Below are 25,297 nucleotides of genomic sequence, written 5' to 3' on the forward strand. Positions count from 1 at the left end.
TTGTATCAATCGTTATTCTTTTCCGGCAGCGGCTTCGGCCTGTCCGCCTTTTAATTGATCGTTGATTGCTTTGGCGTCTTTCAAATACTCAGTCTTGAATCCGCTCTTCAGCGCCCACGCATAGAAGACAAGGGCAACGATTGCGATCAGCCCCATATCCCAGCCGTACGGAATGATGTTCAGACCGCCGAATTTTTCACTTCCGAGCCATGAAATGGTCATCATGCTGAGCAGATAGACAACCATCCAGACGCCGCCTTTAAAGTTTCTGCGGAATCCTTTCCACTTCGCTTTCGCTTGGTAGTAGAAGTAAATCGGCAGACCGATCAAAATGATAAACAGCACCTGCCCCGTTAGCGGCCAGCGCGCCCAATACAGCACGAGAGACGCGAACACGAAGCCGAGCGGAGCAACCATGCTGAGGCCTTTCAGACGGAGAGGCCTGTACAAATCCGCCGCCGTCCGCCGCAGCGTCATCACCGTCACAGGACCCGTGATATAAGAAATCAGTGTCGCAACGGAAATGATTTCAGCAAGCACGCCCCATCCTCTGAATAAAAACAGAAAGATAAACGATACGATCAGGTTAAAAATCATCGCTTGGCGCGGCACGCCGTACAGCGGATGAAGCTTTCCGAAAATGCTCGGCATATATTTATTTTTTTCCATGCCGTAAATCATGCGAGACGTCGTAGCGGTATAAGTGATACCGGTTCCTGACGGAGATACGAACGCATCCGCATAAAGAATAATGACAAGCCAGTTGATATTCAAGGCGATCGCCAAATCGGCAAATGGAGAGTTAAAGTTCAGGTGACTCCAGCCGTGAACGATCATAGAAGGTTCAACCGCACCGATAAACGCGATTTGCAGCAGGACGTAAATGACAGTTGCGACCAACAGCGAACCGACAACCGCAATCGGAATCGATTTACCGGGATTTTTTGCTTCTCCGGCCATGTTAATCGGGCTTTGAAACCCGTTAAACGCAAAGACGATACCTGATGTGGCCACTGCTGTCAGCACGCTCGCCCAGCCATTCGGCGCAATGCTTGACCCGGATGTGAAATTTCCGCCGTGAAAACCGGTAAACAGCAGCGCTCCGATTGTCAGCCCCGGAATAATGATTTTAAAGATGGTAATCAATGAGTTCGCTTTTGAAAATAAGTTAACTGTCCAATAATTCAGTAAAAAGTAAATAATCAGCAATACGGACGCAAAGCCGAGACCCTCTCCCGTAAGTGTGCCGTTGTGAACGAGATTGCCTGTCCATTTCGCCCACTCCCACGGCCATGAGCTCATATATTGAACGGACGCGACCGCTTCCACCGGAATAACGGAAACAATCGCAATCCAGTTTGCCCATCCTGCGATAAATCCAATAAATGATCCATGAGAATATTGAGTATATTTTACCATTCCCCCGGCTTCCGGGAACATTGAACCTAATTCACTGTAAGAAAGTGCGATAAACAAAATAACGATCATACCGATAATCCAGGAAATAATTGCGGCAGGTCCCGCAATCTGAGCCGCCCGCCATGCCCCGAATAACCAGCCAGAGCCAATCATTGACCCAAGTCCGACCATCATGAGTGCAAACGTTCCCATTCTGCGATGTAATTGATTCATAAAGTTAACACCTTTCAATTAAAATATGACTCCAGCGCTATCATATATTTATAATATTATTCTGAAAATAGTTTTGTCAATCTTTATCGCATTAAAGCAGGAATCCAAAAATTACCCTTTGATGTTTAAACAGCCGTCAAGCGGGAATAACTACTGCAAGCCAGAAATAGAAAGGAGTTTTTATCATGAAACAAAAACTGCTCATTTCAGGACTTGCCGTGTCGACTGTCGGAGTAACTTCCTACCTGCTCAAAGATAAATCAAACCGCCAAAAGGTGAAGGACTTTATCCGCAATATGAAAACATCGCTTTCAGGGAAGCACGATATTGAATCATTTCCCGTCCACAAAGCAGGCAACCCGCACCCCGAAGATATTGAAGATAACAAAATGGTATCCGAAGGCTCCATGTATCCGGTTCAATACTACGATGACAAGAAGAAATAATCTGTTCCCATGCTGCCCGGCCGTATAAACGGCGGCAGCTTTTTTATGCAGACGGCTTTTTATAGATCCGCCAATATTGGCGCGACCCTTGATCCCGCACGGTAATGCCCAGTTTGGATATTTCCGCTTTCAGTTCTTTTGCATCTTCGGTTTCATCCTGCTTCAGCGCCTTTTCCCTCGCTTTTAAGAGAGCGTTTGCCCCAGGCTCCAAATCCGGCATGTCCGGCACCCACCGTTTGTATTCTTCTTTAAAAGGATCTTCTGTCCCCAGCCAGACATACCCATGCGCGCGAAACGCATCAGCCGCTTTTTCAACCGCCGGCTCAATCTTTTCCCGAAAAAGCTCCTGCCCTTCAGTCCCCAATAAGACCAGATACTTCCCATCCGTAAACACACCGGAAATGCTGTCTTTCGAAAACACGCTTTCTTTATTATGTATGGTTAAGGACACCTCACTATCCGTCACGACTGCCACAAGACTTTCTTTAAAAGCCGCCCGCGTCAGCCACACTCCCCCAATTAAGCCGATAACGGCGGTTGCTGCCGCAGCCTTCCATCCGTGAAAAGATGCGATGATTTCCAGCGGCCCGTGAAAAGGCAGCCAATCCAATGTAACGGCCCATTTCGCAATGACCGGCAGAAACCAGCCGATGACCAGACCCAATAATGGCGGCACAAGGAAAACCAAAGCTTTCTCAGCCGATGACAACTCAAGAACCGTCTGTTTTTTTGTTTCGTTCATTTTTCTCCTCCATTTGTATTTGTTACAGCAATCCATTATACAAAGGGTTGGATGATTCTGTAAACTGTTTCCGGAACAATAAAAAGCCTCCCGGCCGCCGGGAGGCTTTTTAAAACAGCAGTTCATACACTTCATTCAATTCCATTGTACGCTTCTCATCCTGCTCGTTCTCAGCATATTTGATCTCCTTCTCAAGCACCTGATTCAGCGCATCCATTTCCAGATCATTAAGATCCTTCACGAACTCGCCCTCATTTGCATAATGCTTCACCTGCAGCTTTTTATAAATCCCGCGGCAAACATCATGCTCCAAGTGGTTCGAAAGCGACTCGCGCAAATACCCGAGTGTCGTGTCCATCATGTAAGCCCTCCCTTTTCTTTAGGAATAGCTTCCCGGAAAGAGAGAAAAACTATACATGAAAGCACGGGGCGGCTGTTTTAACTCTGTACCTGAATGGAGAAAAATCCGCTGCTTAACGGTGTGTACGGCCCATTCAGCCCCGTTGCAGAGAAAGAGAACGTTCCTGAACTGACGTAAGAAAGAGGAACGCTGTAATATTTAATGTAGCCTGTAATGATATTGCCGCTTTTCGTATATTCATCTTCCAGCGCTTTTGCCGTGAGATTTGTAATATTCGTTCCGTTGTTAAACGCCTGAATTGTGTTATTGTTCGGATACCCTTGGAAATATACGGCTAAATAACCCGTTGTACCCTTCATCGGTTTTGATGCGCTGATTTGGTTCGGGCCAATATTCTCCCATTGATAATTCTGTCCGTCAGACGTCACACCGATAATACGGATTTGTGTTAAAGCAGGAGCAGGCGCCGCAGACGCTGACGGCATCCACAACCCGCTTACAAGCATCAATACAGCGGCAGCCGCGGCGAATAACATCAAGATTCTCTTTTTCATGTTTCTTCCTCCTCTTGTCATATTTTCATAGAACTCTATTCTATTTTACATGATTCCAAAGGAAAAAGATTACATTCCAAAAAAGAGTCTGGAAAACTTTGTGAACTAGATATGAAACGCTCTGGAAACACCATTGATGATCAGAAAGATGCCGCAGATTCTTAACACGACTCTTGAACTTCTGTCATCTTTACCGAAAAAGGTTTTTCCGAGCCAGCCGATCCAGACGTTCATTGCGGCTCCAGCAAGCAATTCTATGATTCCGATGATTTCTGCCATATACAAAGCAGCCATCCTCCTAACTGTGTTTTTTCATATTGCGGTTTATCAAACAGAGTGATAAGGCCAGTGCCGCTGCGCCGGCGGCAAGAAACAGGCTCAAGGGTGCAATCTGCGCGCTGTCTCCGCCATTGTTTTGAAATGCGCCGATCACCCATTTTTCAGGGGTAAACAACGACAGCGTCCGCATATACTCCGGAGCCGCATCTAAAGTGAAGAAAGCCCCTCCCAATAAACCCGTAACAGCGATAAAAACAGAAGCAAGCGATGTGAATTGCTTTTGGCTCTTCATAAACGGGATCACCGCCATCGTTACAGCAGTCAGCGCAAATACACAGGCCGCAAGCATCGCTCCCGTAGCAAGAACGTGATCGGCAAAACGGATATGCAGCATGAATGTTCCGGCACCGAGAATCACTATAATATGGAGAAGTCCGAAAAGATACGCCGCCGCAAACTTAGAGATTGCATATGCCGTATAGGACACGGGCGTGCTCAGCAATCTGGCATATGTATGATTTTCTTTTTCGTCTATAAATGATCGCAAGCTTTGAACCGCAACGAACCAGATAAACATCACTAAAAATCCGATAAGCCTGTCAGCCGCTTGACCGCCTGCATAAATGTGCTGGCGGTCAACGGTTACGGCAGAATGGCTTTGGATATCCTTCAACAGGTCAGCCGCCGCCTGCTTAGTGTCAGTGTGCAGCGTGCGGGACATCACTGCCGCATCGCGGACGATCTTTTTCAGCGTGCCCGCCTGCTGCGCAATCAGCCGCTCTGTCAAAACAGCATCACCCTTTTCTTCATTCTGAATGAATGAAACGTTCAATTCATCTCCGGAAAATAATGTCTCTTCAAAATGAGATCCGATCAGCAACCCGAAGGAAATATCCTGATGATTGACCTTTGTTTTTAAAACGTCCTCCGTGACCTTCGTGACTTTTACATGGCCGGCTGTCTGAATCATGTTCATCAATTGTGCTGAAAAGACGCTCTGATCCTTATCAGCCACATAGACTTCCTTCTGCTGACTGTCATCGGCAGAAAAGGAAAAGAGATAAGTCAGAAGGAGCGGGACGGAAATGGTCGCAAAGATCGCAACCCGATTCTGTAACATCAGTTTCAGCTGATGTCTGATCATGAATAACAGCTGCGTCATGAAACAGCCTCCTTCCGCTTAAACACCCATATGGTCAAACATAAAAAAACGGCGCCGATAGCGAAAAGCTCTGCCAAATCCGCCAAAATACCGCTCAGGCCGGCATGCTGCGTGACACTTACGTAGCTGTTGATCGCTTTGCCGTTCGGTATCAGCTCCTGCACGATTTTCAAACCGGCAGGCAGGCTGTCTTTTGCAATAAAACTTCCGCCTAAAAAACTGAAGCCATACAGAATAGGAGCCGCCATACTTGAGACGGTCTCGTGGTTTTTTGCAGTAAACCCCCAAAGAAGCACGATACTGCCGATCGCAAATGAATAAACGATCGTCACCAGCAATATTTCAAACAAATTGCCCCATTTCACATGGTACAAGATGCTGCTTGCGATGATGACGGCAGCCATTTGTATAAGGATGGCAAACATGATCCCCAAAAGCTTTCCAGCCACGTACTGGATATGTAATACAGGCATTGATTTGATTCTGAAGAATGTGTGCTGCTGCCTTTCTTCCACTATGTCGTGAATGAGCGCAAAAGCGGTCATGATAGAGAACATGACGACCATCGCGATTGAATAATACTGCATCGCATCAATCGGAGCCGCATGATGTCCGGCGGACTGTTTCGGAATGGCCACAGCCTGTCCGCGCTCAGCGGAAATTCCGCTCATTATGCTGCCGACTTCCTCCTTTGACAGATGTCCCGACTGTTTCAGCACCGTTTTTTCTTCGCTGTTTTTCATCTTTACTCTGGTGACAAACGAATCGGCCATCATCTCAACAATGTCTCCGTTTACAGAGCCTTGTTGGTCTGAAATGACGTTGATATTTGTTTTTTCATTGTGTTCCGCCGCTTCTGCAAAGCCTTTCGGCACGTATACAAAAACCGAAACTTTGCCGCTTTCGACAAGCTGTTTCCCTGCTTGATAACCGCTTATGTCTTTTACACGGATGAGATCATTTTGTTTCAGAACGTCATTCTTTAATATGTCTCCCAAAGCACTCTCCGCGTGATCCGCATTATAAAACGCGATTTTAAATGACTTCGCTTTCGAATCGCCGTGAAAAACCGTTCCTAAAATAAAAATCATCAGCGCCGGAAACAGAATCAGTTTTATATAGAAAGACTTTTCTCCGGCCATTAACCGAAAATCTAATAAAGTCAGCCTGAGCAATGTTTTCATGACGCCCCCTGTGAATCCCGCAGCGTTTTGCCGGTAAGCCGGAGGAAAATGCTTTCCAGATTGGCTTCCTCGAAATGAATGCCCTTAATGGTGATACCGGTTCTTCTGATATCATCCGCGATATCAAGGATATTCCGCTCTGCCGCGGAAACGAGCATCGAAATGGTCTGATGGCTGACGGCGGCTTCGGAAACACCGGGAATGCGGCGGATTTTTTGTACGGCATCATCATTCAGACCCTCTGCATTCACGATCAGGGTATCGGAGGCTCCCGCTGACTGTTTCAATTCGTCTTTCGTTCCGCAGGCAATGATTGAGCCGCGGTCCATGATCGCCGCTCTTTCACATAGATATTCGACCTCTTCCATGTAATGGCTCGTGTAGATGACGGTCATTCCTTTTTCTTGATTTAACGTCTTAACGGTTTCAAGAATATGGTGTCTGGATTGCGGATCAATTCCGACGGTCGGTTCATCTAAAATGAATAGTTTCGGTTCGTTCATCAGAGCAGCACCGATATTCACCCGTCTCTTCATACCGCCTGAAAATTCAGACACCCTTTGATTTCGCTGTTCCTTTAATTCGATGATGTCCAGCACTTCATCGATCCGCTTATCGAGCTCCTTACCGGAAAGTCCGTACAGGCTCCCGAAAAAAGCCAAATTATCCTTTGCGCTTAGCGCTTGATACAAGGCTATTTCCTGCGGGACGATACCCATCACTTTTTTTATGGCCGCTGGCTGTTTTTGTAATGACATTCCATTAATGCAAATGGTTCCATCAGTCGGTGAGAGCACGGTGCTGATCATTGACACCGTTGTTGATTTACCGGCGCCGTTTGGTCCCAGCAGACCGAATATCTCTCCTTTTTCGACGCGCAGCGATATATGATTGACAGCGGTAAAATCGCCGTACTTCTTTGTCAAATCGGTTAATTCAAGCATTCGTGCAGCACTCCTTGTGTCATGTCTGCACTTATTCTACTCTTGGCGATCCTTGTTTTCTATTCACTTTCGTACTCGATATGGGTATTACTTTCGTCATATGTTTGGTGATGAAAAGAGAGAGGGGGTGAAGCGGGGTTATATCATTTTTTGTAAATATAATGTAAGCTCAGTCCTGTTTGTCACTTCGAGTTTATCGAGGATTCTGGATACATAGTTTTTCACAGTGCCTTCAGTCAGGAATAAGTCTGCGGCAATGCGTTTATTGCTTTTGCCTTCCATAATGTGCTTTGCGACATCAAGCTCTCTCGGCGTGAGAATCTCCGTCAGCTTTGACTGCGGCTCCTCCTGAACGGACGGGATGCCGATATGATTCAGCGCTTTTACGACTTGAACCGTAACCTTGGGATTCAGCATCATATTTCCTTCATAAACGGCCTGAAGAGAGGCAATAATTTCTTCTGAATCAGCATCCTTCAAGATATAGCCGTCAGCCCCGCTTTTCAGCCCGGCAAAAATATAGTGATCATCCTCAAACGTTGTCAGAATGATGACTTTTACGGACGGATAGCTGGCTTTTACTGCTTTTGTCGCTTCGATTCCGTCCATGCCGGGCATTCTGATATCCATTAAAATCACATCGGTATCGGTTTGCGGAAGCAGCTGCAGAACTTCTTCACCGCAAGAAGCTTCTCCCGATACTTGAATTTCTTCGTGTAGGCTCAGAATCATTTTCAGCCCCTCCCTGACAATGGACTGGTCGTCTGCGATCATGACATTCACTAGATCATTCCTCCTTGCACGGTATCCTTATTTTCACGTCAAAACCCGTTTCATTTCCGGAAGTGAAAACAGCTTCTCCGCCAAGCGCGGCCGCTCTTTTTTCAATTCCTTTCAGACCATTTGATTTTATAATCGTCCCGCACGCTGAGCCGTTATTATGAATATGCGCCAATATCATGTTCAGGTCCTTTTGAATCCGGACAGAAACATATGACGCATGTCCGTGCTTCACCGCGTTCGTAATCGTTTCCTGGACGGTTTGATAAAGACAGTGCTTCACATCAGGCTGCGCCGCTTCTATAGCCTCGTCCATCTCCAGCTCGAAGCGTATCCCTCCCGCCTCTTGAAAATGGCTGAAAATGTCACGGAGCGCTTGTTCAAATCCCCGCCCCGGCAAAGATCCCTGCAACAGCATCACGGCCTGGCGAAGCTTTAAAATCGATTCTTTCGTAAGATCATGCGCCTTATGAATGATCTGCTTTACTTTTTCCGGCTGATGCCCGGCTGTCTTCCCGGCAAACTCCAAATTCATTTTCAGAGCAGCGAGATAATGACCTAAAGAATCATGCAGCTCCTGCGCAATTCTTGTTCTTTCTTTCGTAACCGCCAGTTCTTCAATGCGTTCTGAGTATTCCTTCAGTGTGGCGTTGGCCGTCTTCAGCTCTCGATTCAGCGATTCAACCTTTGACTTCTCCTGCAGATTCTTCCGATATAAATAAATCACCGCAAACATGATGAAGTAAGGGAGCACGATATCACTGACACCCGCTCCGGAGGCGTATAAAGCTGCGGCAAATGCGGCGGCGTGCATCGTTAACAAAACAGCCGAAATCTGCTTATCAGTAATAAGCACCTCCACCAATAAAAGCACCATTATGGCCTGTGCCCCAATGCAATAGACATTGTACAGCAGAACTCCCGCCATGACGCTGCTCAGGAGAAAAGATCCGTGATAGATGGCGGACTGTCTCTTCATATATATCGGCCGCAGGCAGTCATTCGCCGTCAGCAGCATCACGAGTACAGACAAAAAAACCTTCAGCTCCCCCCGGCCGGGAGGAAGCTGAAGAATCGTATGAAAAATTGATAGTACCGCAAAGCCCCTGATCAGTAACTTCGTATGTGCAATCTTCATCGTATTCTCCTTACAGATGAGCAGCGGCTTTTCGCTCCACGTTCAGCAGATCATACAGCTCATCAAGCGAATGAATTTCATACGTCGGGATAACCCCGGACTCATTTATTTTCTTTCCGGGATTAAACCAGCACGTATCAATTCCCGCCATCTGACCGCCTTTTATGTCCGCGCTCAGTGAATCGCCGATAATAAGCCCGCGCTCGGCAGAAAAACCGGGAATTCTCGCAAATACATAATCAAAGTATTCCTTCATCGGCTTTTGAAAACCCGTATCCTCAGATACAAACACAGCTTTAAAAAACGGATACAGACCGGAATCACCCAGCCGCTTATATTGGGATCTTGATACACCGTTTGTCACGATGTATAAATCAAATAAAGGACTCAGCCTTTCAATCAGCTCATAAGCCCCGTCTATCATCTGGTGTCCTTCTTCTAAGTATTGGCGGTACGCCTCATTCATCAGCACGCCGTCCGCCTCGAGGCCGTATTCTTTAAACAAAAGGGCAAACCGTGTGTTCACCACTTCATCGCGGGTCATATCCCCCTCTTCAAACGCCTTCCACAACCCTTGATTTATTGCTTTATAACGGGCTTCCACCTCTGGCGTCAGTTCCAGCTTTGAACCTTGAAACAATTTTTGAAGAGCATCGGTTTCTGAAGCGGTAAAATCCAGCAGCGTATTGTCTATATCAAATAATAACGTACGGTAGTGACTCATCGATGTTTCCCCCGGTTCTGCTTTTTTTAACCAGTATACCACTCGCGGACAAGCCGAAAAAGACACCCCTTTAAGAGAGGTGTCTTGTTGAGTTATACAGCGTCTTCTATTTTCGAGTCTTCATCAGACATGCGCTTGCCGATGCCGAACGCATAATAGCTGATCGTCACAATCGCCATAAAAATCACCCCGACGACCAAAGATATCCGCGTCTCTTTGTTAAACCACATGCCGGCCAATACCATGATTAAGAAAGCGATCGTCAAATAGTTTGTAAACGGCGCAAAAGGCATTTTAAACGGATGCTGATCAAGCTCAGCGCCCTTCGCCCGTCTGAAACCGAGATGGCTGATTAAAATAACAAACCACGGAATCATTCCAGGGAGCACACTCGCGCTGTAGACATAGACAAATATTTTCGGAGGCGCGATATAGTTCAGAACGACACCGATCACAAGTCCGATTAATACTGCGAGCGTACCGAATATCGGCACACCGCTCGATGAAACTTTCTTAAAGAATTTCGGCGCCTGTCCGTTCACGCCCAACGTATAAAGCATGCGTCCCGCACTGAAAATCCCGCTGTTGCAGCCGGACATCGCAGCGGTAATCACAACAAAGTTAATCAAACCGGCCGCCGCCGTAATCCCGACTTTCGCAAATGTCGAAACAAACGGACTGCCGAGTGAGTGAAGCTCATTCCACGGATACACAGTCACGATCACGAAAATCGCACCGATGTAGAAAATCAAAATCCGCCAGATAATACTCTGAATCGCGCTTCGCAGCGTTTTTTGCGGATCTTTCGCTTCCCCTGCTGTAATCCCGATCAGCTCAACCCCTTGATAGGCCGCAACGACCAAAGACAAAGCAAAGAAAAACCCGGAAAAACCATTTGTAAAGAAACCGCCGTGCGACCATAAATTAGATAATCCGATCGCATGACCCCCGTTGCCGAAACCGAAGAAAATAATGCCGATACCCGCAACAATCATCAGAATAATGGTGACGATTTTGATCATGGCAAACCAAAATTCAAACTCACCGAAAGATTTTACCGAAATCAAATTCGCCGCACCGAGAATGGCCATGGCGATAAGGCCGGGAATCCATGCCGGCAGATCAGGAAACCAATATTTCATATACGAACCGACGGCGATAATTTCAGACATCCCGACGATCACCCATTGAAACCAGTTGCTCCACGCCGTCATATAGCCGGCTAACGGATGTATATACTTATGGCCGAATGTCGCAAACGACCCTGTACTCGGCTCTACATAAAGCATTTCGCCCATCGCACGCATGATAAAAAAGATAAAGATACCCGAGATCGCATAAGCCAGCAGAACAGACGGCCCTGTCCATCCAATCGTGCTGGATGACCCCATGAATAAACCGACACCGATCGTGCCGCCCAGCGCAATCATCTGGATATGACGCGCGCCTAAGCCTCTTTTTAATTCCTTGTTTGCCACTTCGCTTCCTCCTCTTAACAGCTCTGATATATGTGAAATAATGAAGCAGAAGGTGCATCTGTTGAACCTAACTCAATCTTCATTTCCCGCAATATTAGAAATATTCTATCTTCCTATTGTTATATAGTCTCCAATTTCCTTATTCCATCATAATAAATTTTCGTGGAAAACACAATTGTTTTTTTCAGGTAAACACCATGCACCCTAGACCGAAAGACTAAAAATAAAGCGCTTTCAATTTTGTTAAATTGAGAATATTGAGATAATAATTACCACAGCTTCCGAGAAACAGTATTTCCCGGTAGAAAAGGTTCCACCCCCTATTCTATAAATGTTACTAAGCAGAATGGCGTAAAGCCTTACTCTCTATCATTCTCCCTCTCATACGCCATCATCCTGCTTACCCCTGCAAAAATCATTCACTAATCGATAAATGCCTCATTCAGCCGCAGCAAAAGCCTGCCGAACATTTCTTTCTCCTCGCCGGACCAATCATCAAGCATGCGATGATATCGCTCAAGACGCATCTTTTTATCAGCTTTTAGCCTCTGTTTGCCAAGCTTCGTAATCGCAAACAGACTGACCCGCCCGTCAGAAGGGTCGGAGAAGCGCTGGATCAGCTCCTTCGTTTCCAAGGCCGCGGCCTGTCGAGACAATGTAGAAATATCCAGTTTAAAGGATTCGGCCAATTCCTTTACACGTGCAGGCCCGAATTCATCCAGCTGCCGTAATAGCAGATACGCAGCTCTTTCCAGATGTCCGATTTTACGGTCGGAGTTATCGAGATAAACAGCCCTCCTGATAAAAGTAGTGAGCTCATATTCAATTAATTCAATCGGATCTTGTTTTGACAAACGCCTCACTCCTTACATTGACAACAGCAACATTAGTTGTATAATACAAACATATGCACATTTACTCAGAAAACATATAGAAAGATTTTGCATACATATATTTGTATAGTACAAATATATGTGCCAAAAGTAAAGAAACTTATCGAAGCAACAAGAAAGGGGGAAGCTGCTCTTCTCCAAAGAACAGCATCGTTGTGAAAGTCATACGCATCATACTGCAAATTATTATTTTATTCGCATTTTCCTTTATCGGGGGAGCCGTTCAGCAGCTCTTTCACCTGCCCATTCCCGGCAGTATCATCGGTTTAATCCTGCTCATCATATGTTTATCGGTTAAGATCATTCCCGCCAAAATGATTGAAGACGGAGCCGGATTTTTGCTGTCTTTTCTTCCGCTGCTATTCATTCCGGCCATGACGGGCGTCATCAATTATCCGTCACTGTTTTCCGCCAGCGGGGCGGCCCTGTTTTTAATCGTCGTGCTGAGCACCATCGTCACAATGATCGCCGCAGGGTACGCGAGCCAGCTGTTAGAGCATAAAGCCAATCAGAGAAAGGAGAAAAAGAAGTGCAGCAAGCATGTATCGCAATCCTTATAATTTTGTTCACGGCCGCCGCCTATCTGGCCATGGTGAAATTATATGTACGCTTTCCATATCCCTTTCTCATACCCGTGTTGACGACTACGATTTTCATTATTGCCGTCCTGCTTGTTTTTCATATTCCGTATAAAGAGTATATGGTCGGCGGACAATGGATCAATTCACTGCTCGGCCCCGCCGTGGTGGCTTTGGCATACCCGCTTTATAAGCAGCGCCGGATGTTAATCAAGTATATGTTTCCGATTATCGGCGGCGTATTGGCCGGTTTATTCTCCGGAATGGTCAGCGGCCTGTTATTTGCAGAGCTGTTCGGCATCAGCCGGAGTTTGATTTTGTCCATCATTCCAAAATCAATCACGACTCCCGTCGCCATTCAGATCGCGTCCGGTATCGGTGGTGTCCCTTCCATGACAGTCGTGTTCGTCATGATCGCAGGGTTTTCCGGCGTCATCTTAGGGCCGCTGCTTCTCAAGTGGATCCGCATCCGCAGCTCACTCGGGAAAGGAATTGCATTCGGGAGCGCCTCCCATGCGCTCGGCACCTCAAAAGCAATGGAATACGGAGAATTAACAGTCTCCATGAGTTCTGTCTCCATGACGCTCTGCGCCGTGTTAGGATCGGTCTTCGGACCTGTCGTAGCATGGATGTTTCAAATTTAAAGCTGGCGGTTCTCCGTCAGCTTTTTTATATGCAGATTATCTCATTTTCTTCCAATATAGATGTTTCATTTGTAAGAAGAATGGTAAAGTAGAAAACAAGGAGGGATTTAAGATGACTGCAGCAATTCCGCAAAAGAAACTGCTGGATGGGACAAGCATTCCCGCGATCGGCTTCGGTACATACGCTCTTCATGGAAACAACGGCGTTCATGCCGTTACCAGCGCCATTGATATCGGCTATCGCCTGATTGACACCGCTTATAACTATGAAAATGAAGGGGCGGTCGGAGAAGCCATCAAGAGAAGCTCTGTTCCGAGAGAGCAGCTATACGTGACGTCCAAGCTTCCGGGACGCTACCATGAATATGACAAAGCTGTACAAACTATCCAAGAATCTTTATACCGCGCCGGTCTGGATTACTATGACCTGTATCTCGTCCATTGGCCGAATCCGAAACAAGACCGCTACACTGAAGCATGGCAGGCACTGATTGATGCGAAAAAATGGGGCCTGATCCGCTCCATCGGCGTCTGCAATTTCCTGCCTGAGCATATCGAACGGCTCGAACGTGAAACCGGCGTAAAGCCAGGCATAAACCAAATTGAACTGCATCCCGCTTTTAATCAGCAGCAGCAGCGGCAATGGCATGAAGAACAGGGCATCGTGACAGAATCATGGAGTCCGTTAGCCCGCGCCGGTGAAGTATTGAACGATCAAAAACTCGGACAGATTGCGGACAAATACGATAAAACCATTTCTCAAGTCATTTTACGCTGGCATATTCAGCTGGGCGCCATCCCGATTCCAAAATCAGCATCCCCAGAGCGCCAGCTCGAAAACATCTCTGTTTTTGATTTCTCTCTTGATGAAAACGACATGAAACTTATCGATTCGCTTACCCGCCCCGACGGACGCATAAACGGCCAAGACCCGGCGGAGTATGAGGAGTTTTAAGCAAGCACATAAAGAAAGCTGACGGCATCATTCGTCAGCTTTTTTCTCATTTTATATACGCACACCCAGCTCCCGTTTCCATTCAGAAAGCCAATCCGTATCCCCAGATCCGTATTGCCTGCTTTGGCCGGTATCACGCAGAGATCCGTCTTTGTAATCAATGGACAGCACCAAATCAGGAATGGCATCATAACCCGTTCTCGCCAGCTTCGTAAGCGCCTGTCCGTAATGGGCAGCCGCTTCTGCCGCCGTATGTTTCAGCAAAGGATCGTGCTGCAGCGCTTCCTTATAAACCTCTAAAAGGTCGCGTCCGTCTTCTGTGACGTACTTCCCGCCCACAGTCTGCAAGTCTTTCAGATGATAGCCGGTCACCTCATACATTTCCCGAACGACTTGATATTTCTCATACGCTTCCGGCGTAAACTGCGAGGAGTCATCACTCCGGCTGCGAATGATGTGCGCAAACAGCTCTTTGCTGTTTTCCCCGGAGTTTAAGACAGCTTCGATCTGCTGAGTGAGCTCTTGATCGTCAGTCCCGCTCACTTTTAACAGATAATCAATCGGCGATATCGTAAATGTAAGATTCGCGCCCTCCGGAATCTGAATATGATTCCGATGAAAAAGCACACCGATTTGCTGATTGACCTGCCCTCTCTGAAACACCTTTTCATTTTCTCCTTGAATCTCTCCATTGAGTTTTTCACCCCGAAACGCAGCATCACGGAAATCATAGCTTTGGGCTTTCCCCTTAAACAGCCATTCCGTTTCATTATGATAAGCGGCCTGACGCTCTGATTCTGTTAAATCACTCCTGAAATAAGGTGAATCGGGACGCTGGTATTTGTCCTTAATAAAACGCAAAGGATCTGATTTTCGTTTATTGATTTCATTGATACGGCTGTATTTCTCATCAAGAATCCTGCTTGCAATATCACTCTCAGACTCATACGGATTATCAGCGGCTATTACCGTCTCATTCCCATTATTCGTAATCGTTTTCTGATTTGCGGATTGATATAAACGGGACAGGCTGCTCCCTTTCTCAGTGACACCGCTCCTTGAATAATTCACCTGGCTCAGATCGCGGGTCCCGCCTGATTGAATCAATAACCGGTCCGGCCTTTTTGCCGCATCTTTCGCATTTGTTTTGGAAGAATACTGCTGAAGCACTTGCTGAGCCATTACTTGATTTTTTATATATCGAGCGTTTAGGCGCATGTTTTTAACCTCCGCTTGAGATGATGTTCTAGTGTTTTTATCGGCTGTTTCTCAGTTGATTTTAACCTTAAATAACAAATTTTTACATAAGGGCTATTTTTATATATGATGAAGTAAAAAGGGGGATTTTTCCATGAAGAAGTATATATCTATTCTATTTGTCACTGCAATCGTATTATCAGGCGTATTGTTTGCACCTTCAGCTTCAGCCTCTGCGTTTCAAGTAAGTACTATTACAGGAAATCACTCATTTGAAACTGCCAATCCAGTCGGCTACTGGAAATATAAAAATATTGATACAGCCGTATTGCCGAAAGGGGAAAAAGAATCGTACTTCACTTTCACTGCCAATAAGGGAGAAAGACTCTATGTCAGGAGCTCAACAAGAAGTGAATACAAGGGAATGAGCATTGAAATTTATAATAAAAATAAAGTGCTGGTCAGTAAAGGCACAGAAGTGATAAACCCTGATACGCTGCTTCCTTTTATCTATGCCATTACAGATGCGAAAGAAAATAACGAGACGTTCTACGTGAAAGTGTCCCGCGGCTCATACACTGACGATATATACTTTACACTCTCCATTTACGATCGCATCAAAGCCGGAAGCGAGACCTTCGCATTCAGCGGCACAGCTGAAAATAAAGGAAATACAAGCCTCAGTCCGAACGGATCGGATTCAACCGTTCTCAGGCTCGACTTAACCAAACAGACAAGCATTCCAAAAGACGCCATAGTGAAAAGAATCAGCACCACCGCGACTCAAATACCAAGTCAAGGAAACACAAGACACTGCATAATGCCTGAAGAAAATAAAGTGTGGCACCGCGCACTCGCAAACAGCTCCACTCAAGGAAATTACGGTATCACACTGGATGATAACCTCTCAATCTCAAGCATCTGGAATTTTAAATACAACACACTTGCAACAGCTAGATCGACTATGAAAAATGTAAAATTGAAGATTGATTATGAGTATGATGTGACATCACAGTATTAATGAGAAGAACAGCCGCCCATTATGCGGGCGGCTTTCTCCTTGGGTTTAGGTTAATTTATGAGCCCGTTCCATGCCTTATCCTGTTGTAAATTCTTTTTTATGATAGATAGCTGCGGCTATGAAAAATGAAATGAGATATAAGATAACGCCGATCATGAGATATATAATCGAGACATATAAAGAAGGATTTATGTGCAAAAATGACGGCGATAATTGTTCTGCTACATAACCAACGACACTTTGCAATCCAAAGGTAGCAAAAAGTCCCCCCATTGCACCTCCAATTACAATAGCATCAGACTTTTCCGGGCCTATCATGTAGAGAAGAGGATAAACGATTGCACCTGCAAAGAGAACGATGAACGTTCCAAAAGAGACAATATTCAATATGCCGTCAATTCGATCATCAGAACCCAGGCTGTATACAAAGAAAACGCCATAAGATATTACAGCTCCGATCACAACAACCAAAAGATAGAAGACATAGTGGCTTTGAACAATATTTGTTCTGCTGACCGGTAAAGTCAGCACATACTTGTCATAACCAGACTTACTCTCATACTTTATAACCTCAAGTGCGGGCATGACGACAAACAAAATAATCAGCATAGCAACAAAACGATGCATTGAAGCGTCTCCAAAATAAAAGATGACTGCTGATATCAATATGGCCAACCCCGTGTATGCAAAGAAACTTCGATAAACTAAGTAATAGTTAGTCAATAACAGACCTCTCATGTTTTTCACTCCTCGTTAAAAAGACACTGATTTCTTCTATTGAAATGGTTTTGGCCGTTACGCCATTCGGCAATTTCTGTCGATCCGATACAAGCACACTCCAATAAGATCCATGGTTCCTTTTTGCAAGAACGATATCTTCGTTGAGCTCAGCCAATTGACCTTCATCAACATCTATAACAGTATAGCTTGCAAGAACCTTATCTTTCTCTTCATTTAATAAAATTTCGCCATCTTTCATAATAATGATATGGCTTGCTATCTTCTCAACATCAGACATAATATGTGATGAAAGTAAAATACCGCCGTTGCATTTACTCACAAAGCTTTTTAATTCATTTAACAGATCATCTCTTGAAGAGGGATCAAGCCCTCCCGTTGCTTCATCCAAGATTAATAATTTTGCGTTATGCGACAAAGCAACAGCTACGGATAACTTCATTGACATGCCGCGTGAGAGTGTATTTACTTTTTTGTCCATAGGTAAAGAGAAAGATTGAACCAACCGATAAAAATTGTCTTGGTCCCAAGCACCGAATAGTTTTTTAAATACATGATTCAGCTGCTTTATCGTAAGATGTGCGGGCAGATTCATCGCATCAAATGCGACCCCTATATCTTCTTTGAACTTTATATGTTTATCCAGATTCTCCTCACCAAAGATTTTCACTTTTCCTCTATCTTGAGAGATTAACCCTAATATCGTTTTAAATGTTGTTGATTTGCCTGCGCCGTTATCACCGATAAAACAAACAATGGACCCGGCAGGTACATTGAATGTGACATCTTTTAAAACAGCTTTATGACCAAAAGATTTGCTGAGGTTTCTGACTTCTAAAAGGTTTGACATCATACCACTCCTATCACTGTTGTCAGGACTTTTTAGGTTTGGTTACCTTTCTTCTTAAATGATGTTTTTCAGATTAGGATACTAATTTTTAAAGCATCTTCAACCTAGTTTAAATTACGGAATCAACTTCTCGTGGAATACAGTAAAAACAAAAGAGCTTTTATATGAATGCTTGTGACTACTTGCAAAGCTCTGTGTACTTTTGGAAGTTTAATATACGTTTTAATAGGTCTTAATATTTAGATACTATAAGCGAAAAAAATCAACAATTAGTCTATACCTGACTTAAATGGGGATAGATTAAATTGAAATGCAAAAGGAATGGAAGGATCATTCACAATGTTTATTTGAACATAGGTAATATTTAACAATTGTTACAGTTATGAATATTAACTGGAATGCGCCCCCATTATAAAATATGTCTTTCTCCGGACAATTGATATTAGAATATTTAGTTAAATTAAACTTCAGGTTAATTAAAAAGAAATGTTCATACTAAAAACCTCCTCTAGTTTATCTCACCAAAGGGATCAAATTTTAAGATTGTATTATACATCTGTGGTTGTGTAAAGATAATATAGAAGTTTTTTAATTTTGAAATCTATTCATGTTGCAAATAAAACATCTCAATTTCATCCATTATTAAATCTGCAGGATTTTCTCCCCGTTCTTTAATATATAACATTTCAATAAGCTTATCTTTAGTTAAAAAAAGCATTACAGTACCAACATCAGAATAAATAGTATTCCGTTTAATATGAGCTGCACTATTGGGAAGTTTAGTAGAACATATGATAGCTAATTTCCCCATAGGCGCTGTAAGATAATTATTTGTTTGTAATACTTCTTCTTTTCCAATTTCACTTGAGTCATAATTCTTAAATTCAAATAAAATCATTCTTGCATTTAATTCTCTTTTAATCTTAGCCCAAGTACTATCTCCTTGATCTTCCCTATTAGCAAATACAGCATCTCTTCTGTCAATCCCAGAATATGTTCTAGATTGAATATAGGGCTCTCTTAATGGGGGAACAAATAAATAGGATAATATCTCAACACAAATATTTTCAAATTCACTCCAATGACTTCTACCTGGTGGGCAAGCATTTAGACGAGCCACTAAGTCAGCTACTGTACTCATATGCTAAACCTCCCCATCGGTTGTAAAATATTTCATTACAAGTTCAGGGTATTTTAATATCAACTCTTTAAGTCTGCTACCATCTACTATATGTATACTTACGGATTCTTTTGCTTTCATAATTTCTAAAGCTTCTTGAGCAGCAGATGTAATTATCCCATTAGTAATTAGGATTCCTCTATAGCTCGGAAACTTTTCAGAGATTAAGTATGTGAATTTTTTTATTGTATTAACATCTATCCTAGAATGCTTATAAAATTTACATTCGATTATCCACTTATTTTTAAAAGTCCCTATTAATTGATTCCTATTAGTTGAATTGGCTATAATATCAACTTCATAATCATCAACTCTCCTATTTGTAGCTTCAATATTAAAACTCATTTTTTTTAATAAAGATACAATTAATTCTTCAAAAGTCCAAGGAGTAATTTTTTCAAAATCAAGGAATTGAATATTTGTTAAATACGCCACTAACATATCTATAGTTTTATTTTCACCTTGAGATAGATTAAAGCTAACAGTTCTATTCAATAAAGGATCTTTTTTCTTGCCTAGATTAACCGATATAAAATTAATATCTCGATAATTAAATTCATTTATCATTTTTAATATATTCTCTTTGTATATATAACCTCTATATTTTAAACTAGGTATCAATAAAACTACATAATCATTCGGATTAGTGTAATAATTAATATCTTTGAAGATGTCATCATTTTTCAGTACAACCTGTAATCCTTCTATTTCTAATCTGTATTGTATTTTCTCAGCTGTATGATAAGTATCTTCTGTATATAAAATTACAATTTTAGAATTCAACAAAACACTCACTCCTTACACTTCCCAATTGAACCACTAAATTCCAACAATATCTATCATTCGCAAATATTACTGATTCTAGATATAAAGGTAAGTTCTAAGACTCAACAGAGATGGTGATCCCATGGTATGATAAACACGCCCGTTGGATGGTACGTCCTTAACAGTTAGCCCATACTTATAGAAAAACAAGTTTACCTTGCACTCTGCCTTCTTTGATATAAAGAGACGTCTGTCCAACCAATTTGACGTTTTGGCATGAGACCGCTCCTTAAAAAACATTAGATTCCTCTACGTGGAACTAAAAATTCTTCCCCTGTAATTTCAGAAGCTATTTCATGAATAAATTGATACGGTGCACTCTTTATAAATTCTGATAACAACCAATTTTGTTGGCTATTTAAATGCTTTGATAAAGTAATTGGTTCATATCTAGATAATTCACTCAATCTATGCATCGCCGCAAAAGTAATTGGTAACGAACTCAAAGGGATACTTTCATTGGTATTTGTTCGCTTTATATACCACCTACTAGATGCGCCAGCAATGTACTGTACATTCTTTCTAACTTTTTTATGATAGTTTATAAATTTAGCAGAAGTAACAGTTTGATTACCATTCCATTTAGAGCGACCTTTAAAACGAACTATGAATTGATCTTTGAAATTGACATCTCTTTCAAAAAAATTATCTATTTTGTTTAGGGTATGCTGAGTTGCATATTTTTCATCTATTTCGGCACTAAACCAACATTCACTGGATTTATCTTTCTTAACAAAGAATACATCATCTAAGGGAATAAATAACTCTTTACTCCCCTCAGATGTATACGTTAAGCAATATGTACGATGAATATACACAAGATTTCTCAATAAATCTTTTAATGTATATTCAACTTTAGAGTCTCCTAGTGGTATAACATCTTCAAAACATTTACATAAAGACGGCATAATGCCACCTGTTTTTAAAATAATCATTTCATTACTCAAAGCAAGCTTAGATTTTTTTCGATAACCAGAAACCCCATGCATATCTGAAAATTTAACCTCTCGTATTAATAGTAAAGTTTTAGTTGCATTTAGGAAGCAGTAATATGAGGTTAAAGGGGCTGAGGTTAACGGTAAAGATAGGGTTGCTTCATAAAACTGTTTAGCTTGTTGCCAATAAAAAAGTGCATCCTTACTACTATAGTTTTCTCTTAAGCCATAGTTCTACATATTCCCAAGGGTCACTAACCAAGACACTCTTACCGTTAAAACGGGGTTCGTTATAAGATTTTTTTAAAGTTAAATTTCTACGATTTATTTTTATAGTGCTCGACATTAATATCCCCCTAAAAAAAATCCGTTCGCTTATTTAAATTATAAGCGAACGGATATCAAACTTCCATATTTAAGAAACTTTATTGTTTCCCTACAGTGATTATCAGTAATTTTCCAACTTTACTCCACAGTCACACTCTTCGCAAGGTTGCGCGGTTTATCAACGTCACAGCCGCGGTGCAGTGCCGCGTAGTAAGCGATCAGCTGCAATGGCACAACAGAAACCAGCGGAGCAAGCGCAGGGTTGACTTCCGGCAGGATGAATCTGTCGTCTGCGTCATCTAAGCCTTTCAGCGAGATGATGCAAGTGTTGGCGCCGCGGGCTGCGACTTCCTTCACGTTTCCGCGGATGCTCAGGTTGACGTGTTCTTGTGTCGCCAGTGCAAAGACCGGAGTTCCTTCTTCGATCAGGGCGATTGTTCCGTGCTTCAGCTCGCCGCCGGCGAAGCCTTCCGCCTGGATGTAAGAAATCTCTTTCAGCTTCAGGGCGCCTTCGACACATACGAAGTAGTCGAGGCCGCGGCCGATGAAGAAAGCGTTTCTTGAAACAGTCAGGTACTCACGCGCGATCATTTCCATTTCGTCCTTCTGGTCGCAGAGGGCTTCCATGGCATTTGCCGCGATACCTAATTCTTTGACTAAATCAAAACCGATATCAACGCCGTTGCGTTCTGCCGCAACTGATGCAAGGATCGCAAGCACGGCAATCTGAGCCGTATACGCTTTTGTTGATGCAACCGCGATCTCAGGACCGGCATGCAGAAGCAATGTGTAATCCGCTTCACGGGAAAGCGTGGATCCCGGAACGTTTGTAATTGTCAGCGCTTTGTGGCCCAGCGCTTTGACTTGAACAAGCACGGCGCGGCTGTCCGCTGTTTCTCCGCTTTGAGAAAGGAAGATAAAGAGCGGTTTCTTAGACAGAAGCGGCATGTTGTAAGAGAATTCACTCGCTACATGCACTTCAACCGGGACGTTTGCCCACATTTCAATATATTGTTTCCCGACAAGACCGGCATGGTAGCTCGTTCCGCAAGCCACGATATAAATGCGGTCCGCTTCCGCCACGGCGTCAGCGACATCGCCGGCCACAGCCAGTCTGCCATTTTCGTCTTGATACGTTTGGATGATTTTGCGCATAACAAGCGGCTGCTCATCCGTTTCTTTTAACATGTAGTGAGGGTATGTGCCTTTTTCGATATCACTGGCGTCAAGCTCAGCGATATAAGACGCACGTGTCATGACTTCACCGTCAAGGTTTTTAATCACGGTTTCGTCTTTTGTCACGATCACCATTTCTTTATCCAAAAGCTCAACGTATTCATTCGTTACCTGAAGCATAGCCATCGCGTCAGATGCCACGACGTTAAACGTATCTCCAAGACCGATTAACAGAGGGCTTTTGTTTTTTGCAACGAAAATGGTGTCTGTGTTTTCGCCGTCAAATAATGCGATCGCGTAAGAGCCTTTTAACAGAGTGAGTGTTTTTCGGAACGCTTCTTCTGTATTAAGACCTCCCGCCACAAATTGCTCGATCATTTGAACGATTACTTCAGTGTCCGTGTCGCTTTTCAGTTCAACGTGTTCAAGATATTCGCGCTTCAGCTGAACATAGTTCTCGATCACACCGTTGTGAACAAGTGTAAAGCGGCCGAGTGCGCTTTGATGCGGGTGAGCGTTCAGGAAGCTTGGTTCGCCGTGAGTCGCCCAGCGTGTATGGCCGATTCCCGCTTTAGATTCAACCGCGGGATCCACCACTTCACGAAGGTCGGCGATGCGGCCTTTCTCTTTGTACACATGCACGCCCTGCTCGTTCGCCACAGCGATACCGGCAGAGTCATAGCCGCGGTACTCAAGCTTCTCTAATCCTTTTAACAAAATCTCTTTCGCATCAAGCTGACCGATATAACCTACAATTCCACACATTTTTTCTTCCTCCTAAAGGTGTAAAAGGAGACGAAGAAAGCCGAATTACAAGGGGACTTTCAATCGTCCCCTCCCACATGTTTTTTTGGAAGATCATGTGATTTCCCTTTGTTCGGAGAGTCGCCCCTCCGGTTTGAAGAAATCCTTACGGCTGTGATCTAAATGAATCAGCCGGGAGGCATCCGCCGAAAATTCGATAACCTCCATCCTCGTCAACTAAGCCGTTTTTCGGGCGCTTAGTTCGGGCGCTGTAATTATAAAAGATGCAAACAATTCCGCCTTCCCTGCAAGTGAAAAACAAAGGCCGAACAAGCTTGATTTTACAGCATGTGCCAAGGACGGTCAATTATTTTTTGCCGCCCCGGCATCATGTTTACTATCATATTATGCTGATCGCACTTGTCTTGTTCGCTCTCTGTTTATAAACTTCGCTACTCCGCTCCCATTTCTGTCCGCACGACATCTACGATTTTTGTGACATATTCGTCACAAAGCTCTTTTGTTCTCGCTTCAGCCATCACGCGGACGAGCGGCTCAGTGCCTGACGGACGCACTAATATCCGGCCGTCTCCGTTCATTTCTTTTTCCACTTCAGAAATAACGGCCTTCACCTTAGCGTTTTCTTCCACCTTATATTTATCCGTCACTTTCACATTTACTAAAAGCTGCGGGAATTTTTTCATTTCAGCCGCAAGCTCTGAAAGGGTTTTGCCGGACGCCTTCAGCGTATTCACAAGCATGATCGCGGACAAGAGACCGTCACCGGTAGTGTTGTAATCAAGGAAAATAAGGTGCCCTGACTGCTCGCCGCCCACATTATAGCCGTCTTTTTTCATCGCTTCTACAACATAGCGGTCTCCGACTGCCGTTTGAACGCTTTTGATTTCTTCTTTTTCAAGCGCTTTGTAGAAACCGAGATTGCTCATCACGGTTGATACGACGGTATCATCTTTGAGACGGCCCTCTGATTTCAAATACTTCGCGCATATGTACATGATCTGATCGCCGTCGACAATGTTTCCTTTTTCATCCACGGCAATGAGGCGGTCGCCGTCGCCGTCAAATGCAAGGCCGATGTCGGCGTTTTTTTCTTTGACGAAAGCACTCAGCGCTTCCGGATGTGTAGAACCGACGCCGTCATTAATATTTAATCCGTTCGGAGACGTTCCCATTGTAGACACGTCAGCATCAAGATCGGCAAAAAGGTGCGTCGCAATGGAAGATGTCGCACCATGGGCGCAGTCAAGCGCTACATGAATGCCCGTGAAATCTTCGTCTGCCGTCTGCTTTAAAAACTGCAGATATTTTTGAACGCCTTCGAAATAATCGTTCACAAGCCCGAGGTCCGCGCCTGTCGGTCTTGGCAGCTTATCTTCCGGTTCATCCATGAGACGTTCAATCTCGGCCTCCTGCTCATCGGAAAGCTTAAAGCCGTCTCCTCCGAAAAATTTAATTCCGTTATCCTGTACGGGATTGTGAGAAGCGGAAATCATGACGCCCGCCTCAGCATCCATGGCTTTCGTTAAATAGGATACCCCCGGTGTAGAAATGACGCCGAGGCGCATCACTTCAGCTCCGATCGATAAAAGTCCAGCGACAAGGGCTCCCTCCAGCATATGTCCGGAGATGCGTGTATCACGGCCGATCAGCACTTTCGGGCGCTGTTTATCTTTGGTCAGGACATAACCGCCAAAACGCCCCACTTTAAAGGCCAGCTCTGGCGTAAGCTCGCTGTTGGCAACACCTCTTACACCATCTGTTCCAAAATACTTGCCCATTTTGTATCGCT

At 44.0% G+C, this 25,297-nt stretch carries 25 protein-coding genes and 1 pseudogene; 5 read left to right on the top strand and 21 right to left on the bottom strand.

Features of this window, described 5'->3' with window-relative positions:
- Positions 1-12: 12 nt before the first annotated feature.
- Positions 13-1,632: an APC family permease gene (locus tag Y79_RS0106120; protein WP_016936894.1), complete on the bottom strand. Its 1,620-nt coding sequence runs from the start codon at positions 1,630-1,632 to the stop codon at positions 13-15.
- Between the two features lie 185 nt (positions 1,633-1,817).
- On the opposite strand from Y79_RS0106120, the gene Y79_RS0106125 reads away from it, so the two are divergent.
- Positions 1,818-2,078 (top strand): hypothetical protein, encoded by a 261-nt coding sequence (locus Y79_RS0106125; protein WP_016936895.1) that lies wholly within the window; start codon positions 1,818-1,820, stop codon positions 2,076-2,078.
- A gap of 43 nt (positions 2,079-2,121) precedes the next feature.
- Here Y79_RS0106125 and Y79_RS0106130 read toward each other — a convergent pair whose 3' ends face one another.
- The 12 genes from Y79_RS0106130 to Y79_RS0106185 all read right to left on the bottom strand — a co-directional run bounded on the left by Y79_RS0106130 (position 2,122) and on the right by Y79_RS0106185 (position 12,278).
- Positions 2,122-2,820, bottom strand: coding sequence for a YqeB family protein (locus tag Y79_RS0106130; protein WP_016936896.1), 699 nt, complete (start codon positions 2,818-2,820; stop codon positions 2,122-2,124).
- A 109-nt stretch (positions 2,821-2,929) separates the two neighbouring features.
- Entirely contained in the window at positions 2,930-3,178 is a 249-nt protein-coding gene (locus tag Y79_RS0106135) for a sigma-G-dependent sporulation-specific acid-soluble spore protein CsgA (protein ID WP_029575245.1), read from the bottom strand.
- A gap of 80 nt (positions 3,179-3,258) precedes the next feature.
- The gene (locus Y79_RS0106140) at positions 3,259-3,735 is read right to left on the bottom strand and encodes a DUF4879 domain-containing protein (RefSeq protein WP_016936898.1); all 477 of its coding nucleotides are present in this window, start codon (positions 3,733-3,735) and stop codon (positions 3,259-3,261) included.
- A gap of 105 nt (positions 3,736-3,840) precedes the next feature.
- Positions 3,841-4,020, bottom strand: a complete 180-nt coding sequence (locus tag Y79_RS0106145) for a hypothetical protein (RefSeq protein ID WP_016936899.1) — start codon at positions 4,018-4,020, stop codon at positions 3,841-3,843.
- A gap of 13 nt (positions 4,021-4,033) precedes the next feature.
- Positions 4,034-5,176 (bottom strand): ABC transporter permease, encoded by a 1,143-nt coding sequence (locus Y79_RS0106150; RefSeq protein ID WP_016936900.1) that lies wholly within the window; start codon positions 5,174-5,176, stop codon positions 4,034-4,036.
- Positions 5,173-6,360, bottom strand: coding sequence for an ABC transporter permease (locus Y79_RS0106155; RefSeq protein ID WP_016936901.1), 1,188 nt, complete (start codon positions 6,358-6,360; stop codon positions 5,173-5,175). Before Y79_RS0106155 ends, Y79_RS0106150 begins: the two co-directional genes overlap by 4 nt.
- Positions 6,357-7,304, bottom strand: a complete 948-nt coding sequence (locus tag Y79_RS0106160) for a daunorubicin resistance protein DrrA family ABC transporter ATP-binding protein (protein ID WP_016936902.1) — start codon at positions 7,302-7,304, stop codon at positions 6,357-6,359. Before Y79_RS0106160 ends, Y79_RS0106155 begins: the two co-directional genes overlap by 4 nt.
- Before the next feature lie 138 nt (positions 7,305-7,442).
- On the bottom strand, positions 7,443-8,087 hold the full coding sequence (locus Y79_RS0106165; RefSeq protein ID WP_016936903.1) for a response regulator: 645 nt from the start codon (positions 8,085-8,087) through the stop codon (positions 7,443-7,445).
- Between the two features lie 4 nt (positions 8,088-8,091).
- Entirely contained in the window at positions 8,092-9,222 is a 1,131-nt protein-coding gene (locus Y79_RS0106170; RefSeq protein ID WP_016936904.1) for a sensor histidine kinase, read from the bottom strand.
- Between the two features lie 10 nt (positions 9,223-9,232).
- Positions 9,233-9,946 carry a YjjG family noncanonical pyrimidine nucleotidase gene (locus tag Y79_RS0106175; protein ID WP_016936905.1) on the bottom strand — a complete coding sequence of 238 codons (714 nt, stop codon included), beginning with the start codon at positions 9,944-9,946 and terminating at the stop codon, positions 9,233-9,235.
- 92 nt (positions 9,947-10,038) lie between these two features.
- Positions 10,039-11,424 carry an amino acid permease gene (locus Y79_RS0106180; protein ID WP_016936906.1) on the bottom strand — a complete coding sequence of 462 codons (1,386 nt, stop codon included), beginning with the start codon at positions 11,422-11,424 and terminating at the stop codon, positions 10,039-10,041.
- A gap of 422 nt (positions 11,425-11,846) precedes the next feature.
- Entirely contained in the window at positions 11,847-12,278 is a 432-nt protein-coding gene (locus Y79_RS0106185; protein WP_016936907.1) for a MarR family winged helix-turn-helix transcriptional regulator, read from the bottom strand.
- 194 nt (positions 12,279-12,472) lie between these two features.
- On the opposite strand from Y79_RS0106185, the gene Y79_RS0106190 reads away from it, so the two are divergent.
- From Y79_RS0106190 to Y79_RS0106200, 3 genes are all read left to right on the top strand, one after another.
- The gene (locus Y79_RS0106190; protein WP_016936908.1) at positions 12,473-12,877 is read left to right on the top strand and encodes a CidA/LrgA family holin-like protein; all 405 of its coding nucleotides are present in this window, start codon (positions 12,473-12,475) and stop codon (positions 12,875-12,877) included.
- Positions 12,847-13,539, top strand: a complete 693-nt coding sequence (locus Y79_RS0106195; RefSeq protein ID WP_016936909.1) for an LrgB family protein — start codon at positions 12,847-12,849, stop codon at positions 13,537-13,539. Before Y79_RS0106190 ends, Y79_RS0106195 begins: the two co-directional genes overlap by 31 nt.
- A 112-nt stretch (positions 13,540-13,651) precedes the next feature.
- Positions 13,652-14,494, top strand: a complete 843-nt coding sequence (locus tag Y79_RS0106200) for an aldo/keto reductase (RefSeq protein ID WP_016936910.1) — start codon at positions 13,652-13,654, stop codon at positions 14,492-14,494.
- 51 nt (positions 14,495-14,545) lie between these two features.
- Here Y79_RS0106200 and Y79_RS0106205 read toward each other — a convergent pair whose 3' ends face one another.
- Entirely contained in the window at positions 14,546-15,712 is a 1,167-nt protein-coding gene (locus tag Y79_RS0106205) for a DUF4885 family protein (RefSeq protein ID WP_016936911.1), read from the bottom strand.
- Positions 15,713-15,845: 133 nt separating this feature from the next.
- On the opposite strand from Y79_RS0106205, the gene Y79_RS0106210 reads away from it, so the two are divergent.
- Positions 15,846-16,712 (top strand): hypothetical protein, encoded by an 867-nt coding sequence (locus tag Y79_RS0106210; RefSeq protein WP_016936912.1) that lies wholly within the window; start codon positions 15,846-15,848, stop codon positions 16,710-16,712.
- Positions 16,713-16,787: 75 nt separating this feature from the next.
- On the opposite strand, the gene Y79_RS0106215 is transcribed toward Y79_RS0106210, so the two are convergent.
- The 7 genes and pseudogenes from Y79_RS0106215 to glmM all read right to left on the bottom strand — a co-directional run bounded on the left by Y79_RS0106215 (position 16,788) and on the right by glmM (position 25,286).
- Entirely contained in the window at positions 16,788-17,450 is a 663-nt protein-coding gene (locus Y79_RS0106215; RefSeq protein ID WP_016936913.1) for an ABC-2 transporter permease, read from the bottom strand.
- Entirely contained in the window at positions 17,428-18,300 is an 873-nt protein-coding gene (locus tag Y79_RS0106220) for an ABC transporter ATP-binding protein (protein WP_016936914.1), read from the bottom strand. Before Y79_RS0106220 ends, Y79_RS0106215 begins: the two co-directional genes overlap by 23 nt.
- A 601-nt stretch (positions 18,301-18,901) precedes the next feature.
- Positions 18,902-19,441, bottom strand: a complete 540-nt coding sequence (locus tag Y79_RS0106225; RefSeq protein ID WP_016936915.1) for a hypothetical protein — start codon at positions 19,439-19,441, stop codon at positions 18,902-18,904.
- Between the two features lie 3 nt (positions 19,442-19,444).
- Positions 19,445-20,263: a restriction endonuclease gene (locus Y79_RS0106230; protein ID WP_155816720.1), complete on the bottom strand. Its 819-nt coding sequence runs from the start codon at positions 20,261-20,263 to the stop codon at positions 19,445-19,447.
- A gap of 281 nt (positions 20,264-20,544) precedes the next feature.
- Positions 20,545-21,438, bottom strand: a pseudogene (locus tag Y79_RS01000000119995) (YaaC family protein); the annotation flags it as partial.
- A gap of 267 nt (positions 21,439-21,705) precedes the next feature.
- Positions 21,706-23,508: a glutamine--fructose-6-phosphate transaminase (isomerizing) gene (gene glmS, locus Y79_RS0106240; RefSeq protein ID WP_016936919.1), complete on the bottom strand. Its 1,803-nt coding sequence runs from the start codon at positions 23,506-23,508 to the stop codon at positions 21,706-21,708.
- Positions 23,509-23,939: 431 nt separating this feature from the next.
- On the bottom strand, positions 23,940-25,286 hold the full coding sequence (gene glmM, locus Y79_RS0106245) for a phosphoglucosamine mutase (RefSeq protein ID WP_016936920.1): 1,347 nt from the start codon (positions 25,284-25,286) through the stop codon (positions 23,940-23,942).
- Between the last annotated feature and the right edge of the window lie 11 nt (positions 25,287-25,297).

This window comes from Bacillus siamensis KCTC 13613 (assembly GCF_000262045.1).
Lineage (GTDB): Bacteria > Bacillota > Bacilli > Bacillales > Bacillaceae > Bacillus > Bacillus siamensis.

Excerpts from the sequence above, each read along its gene's own strand:
- Y79_RS0106120 (WP_016936894.1), bottom strand. The coding sequence starts at position 1,632 with ATGAATCAATTACATCGCAGAATGGGAACGTTTGCACTCATGATGGTC.
- Y79_RS0106125 (WP_016936895.1), top strand. The coding sequence starts at position 1,818 with ATGAAACAAAAACTGCTCATTTCAGGACTTGCCGTGTCGACTGTCGGA.
- Y79_RS0106130 (WP_016936896.1), bottom strand. The coding sequence starts at position 2,820 with ATGAACGAAACAAAAAAACAGACGGTTCTTGAGTTGTCATCGGCTGAG.
- Y79_RS0106135 (WP_029575245.1), bottom strand. The coding sequence starts at position 3,178 with ATGGACACGACACTCGGGTATTTGCGCGAGTCGCTTTCGAACCACTTG.
- Y79_RS0106140 (WP_016936898.1), bottom strand. The coding sequence starts at position 3,735 with ATGAAAAAGAGAATCTTGATGTTATTCGCCGCGGCTGCCGCTGTATTG.
- Y79_RS0106150 (WP_016936900.1), bottom strand. The coding sequence starts at position 5,176 with ATGACGCAGCTGTTATTCATGATCAGACATCAGCTGAAACTGATGTTA.
- Y79_RS0106155 (WP_016936901.1), bottom strand. The coding sequence starts at position 6,360 with ATGAAAACATTGCTCAGGCTGACTTTATTAGATTTTCGGTTAATGGCC.
- Y79_RS0106160 (WP_016936902.1), bottom strand. The coding sequence starts at position 7,304 with ATGCTTGAATTAACCGATTTGACAAAGAAGTACGGCGATTTTACCGCT.
- Y79_RS0106170 (WP_016936904.1), bottom strand. The coding sequence starts at position 9,222 with ATGAAGATTGCACATACGAAGTTACTGATCAGGGGCTTTGCGGTACTA.
- Y79_RS0106175 (WP_016936905.1), bottom strand. The coding sequence starts at position 9,946 with ATGAGTCACTACCGTACGTTATTATTTGATATAGACAATACGCTGCTG.
- Y79_RS0106200 (WP_016936910.1), top strand. The coding sequence starts at position 13,652 with ATGACTGCAGCAATTCCGCAAAAGAAACTGCTGGATGGGACAAGCATT.
- Y79_RS0106205 (WP_016936911.1), bottom strand. The coding sequence starts at position 15,712 with ATGCGCCTAAACGCTCGATATATAAAAAATCAAGTAATGGCTCAGCAA.
- Y79_RS0106210 (WP_016936912.1), top strand. The coding sequence starts at position 15,846 with ATGAAGAAGTATATATCTATTCTATTTGTCACTGCAATCGTATTATCA.
- Y79_RS0106215 (WP_016936913.1), bottom strand. The coding sequence starts at position 17,450 with ATGAGAGGTCTGTTATTGACTAACTATTACTTAGTTTATCGAAGTTTC.
- Y79_RS0106220 (WP_016936914.1), bottom strand. The coding sequence starts at position 18,300 with ATGTCAAACCTTTTAGAAGTCAGAAACCTCAGCAAATCTTTTGGTCAT.
- Y79_RS0106225 (WP_016936915.1), bottom strand. The coding sequence starts at position 19,441 with ATGAGTACAGTAGCTGACTTAGTGGCTCGTCTAAATGCTTGCCCACCA.
- glmS (WP_016936919.1), bottom strand. The coding sequence starts at position 23,508 with ATGTGTGGAATTGTAGGTTATATCGGTCAGCTTGATGCGAAAGAGATT.
- glmM (WP_016936920.1), bottom strand. The coding sequence starts at position 25,286 with ATGGGCAAGTATTTTGGAACAGATGGTGTAAGAGGTGTTGCCAACAGC.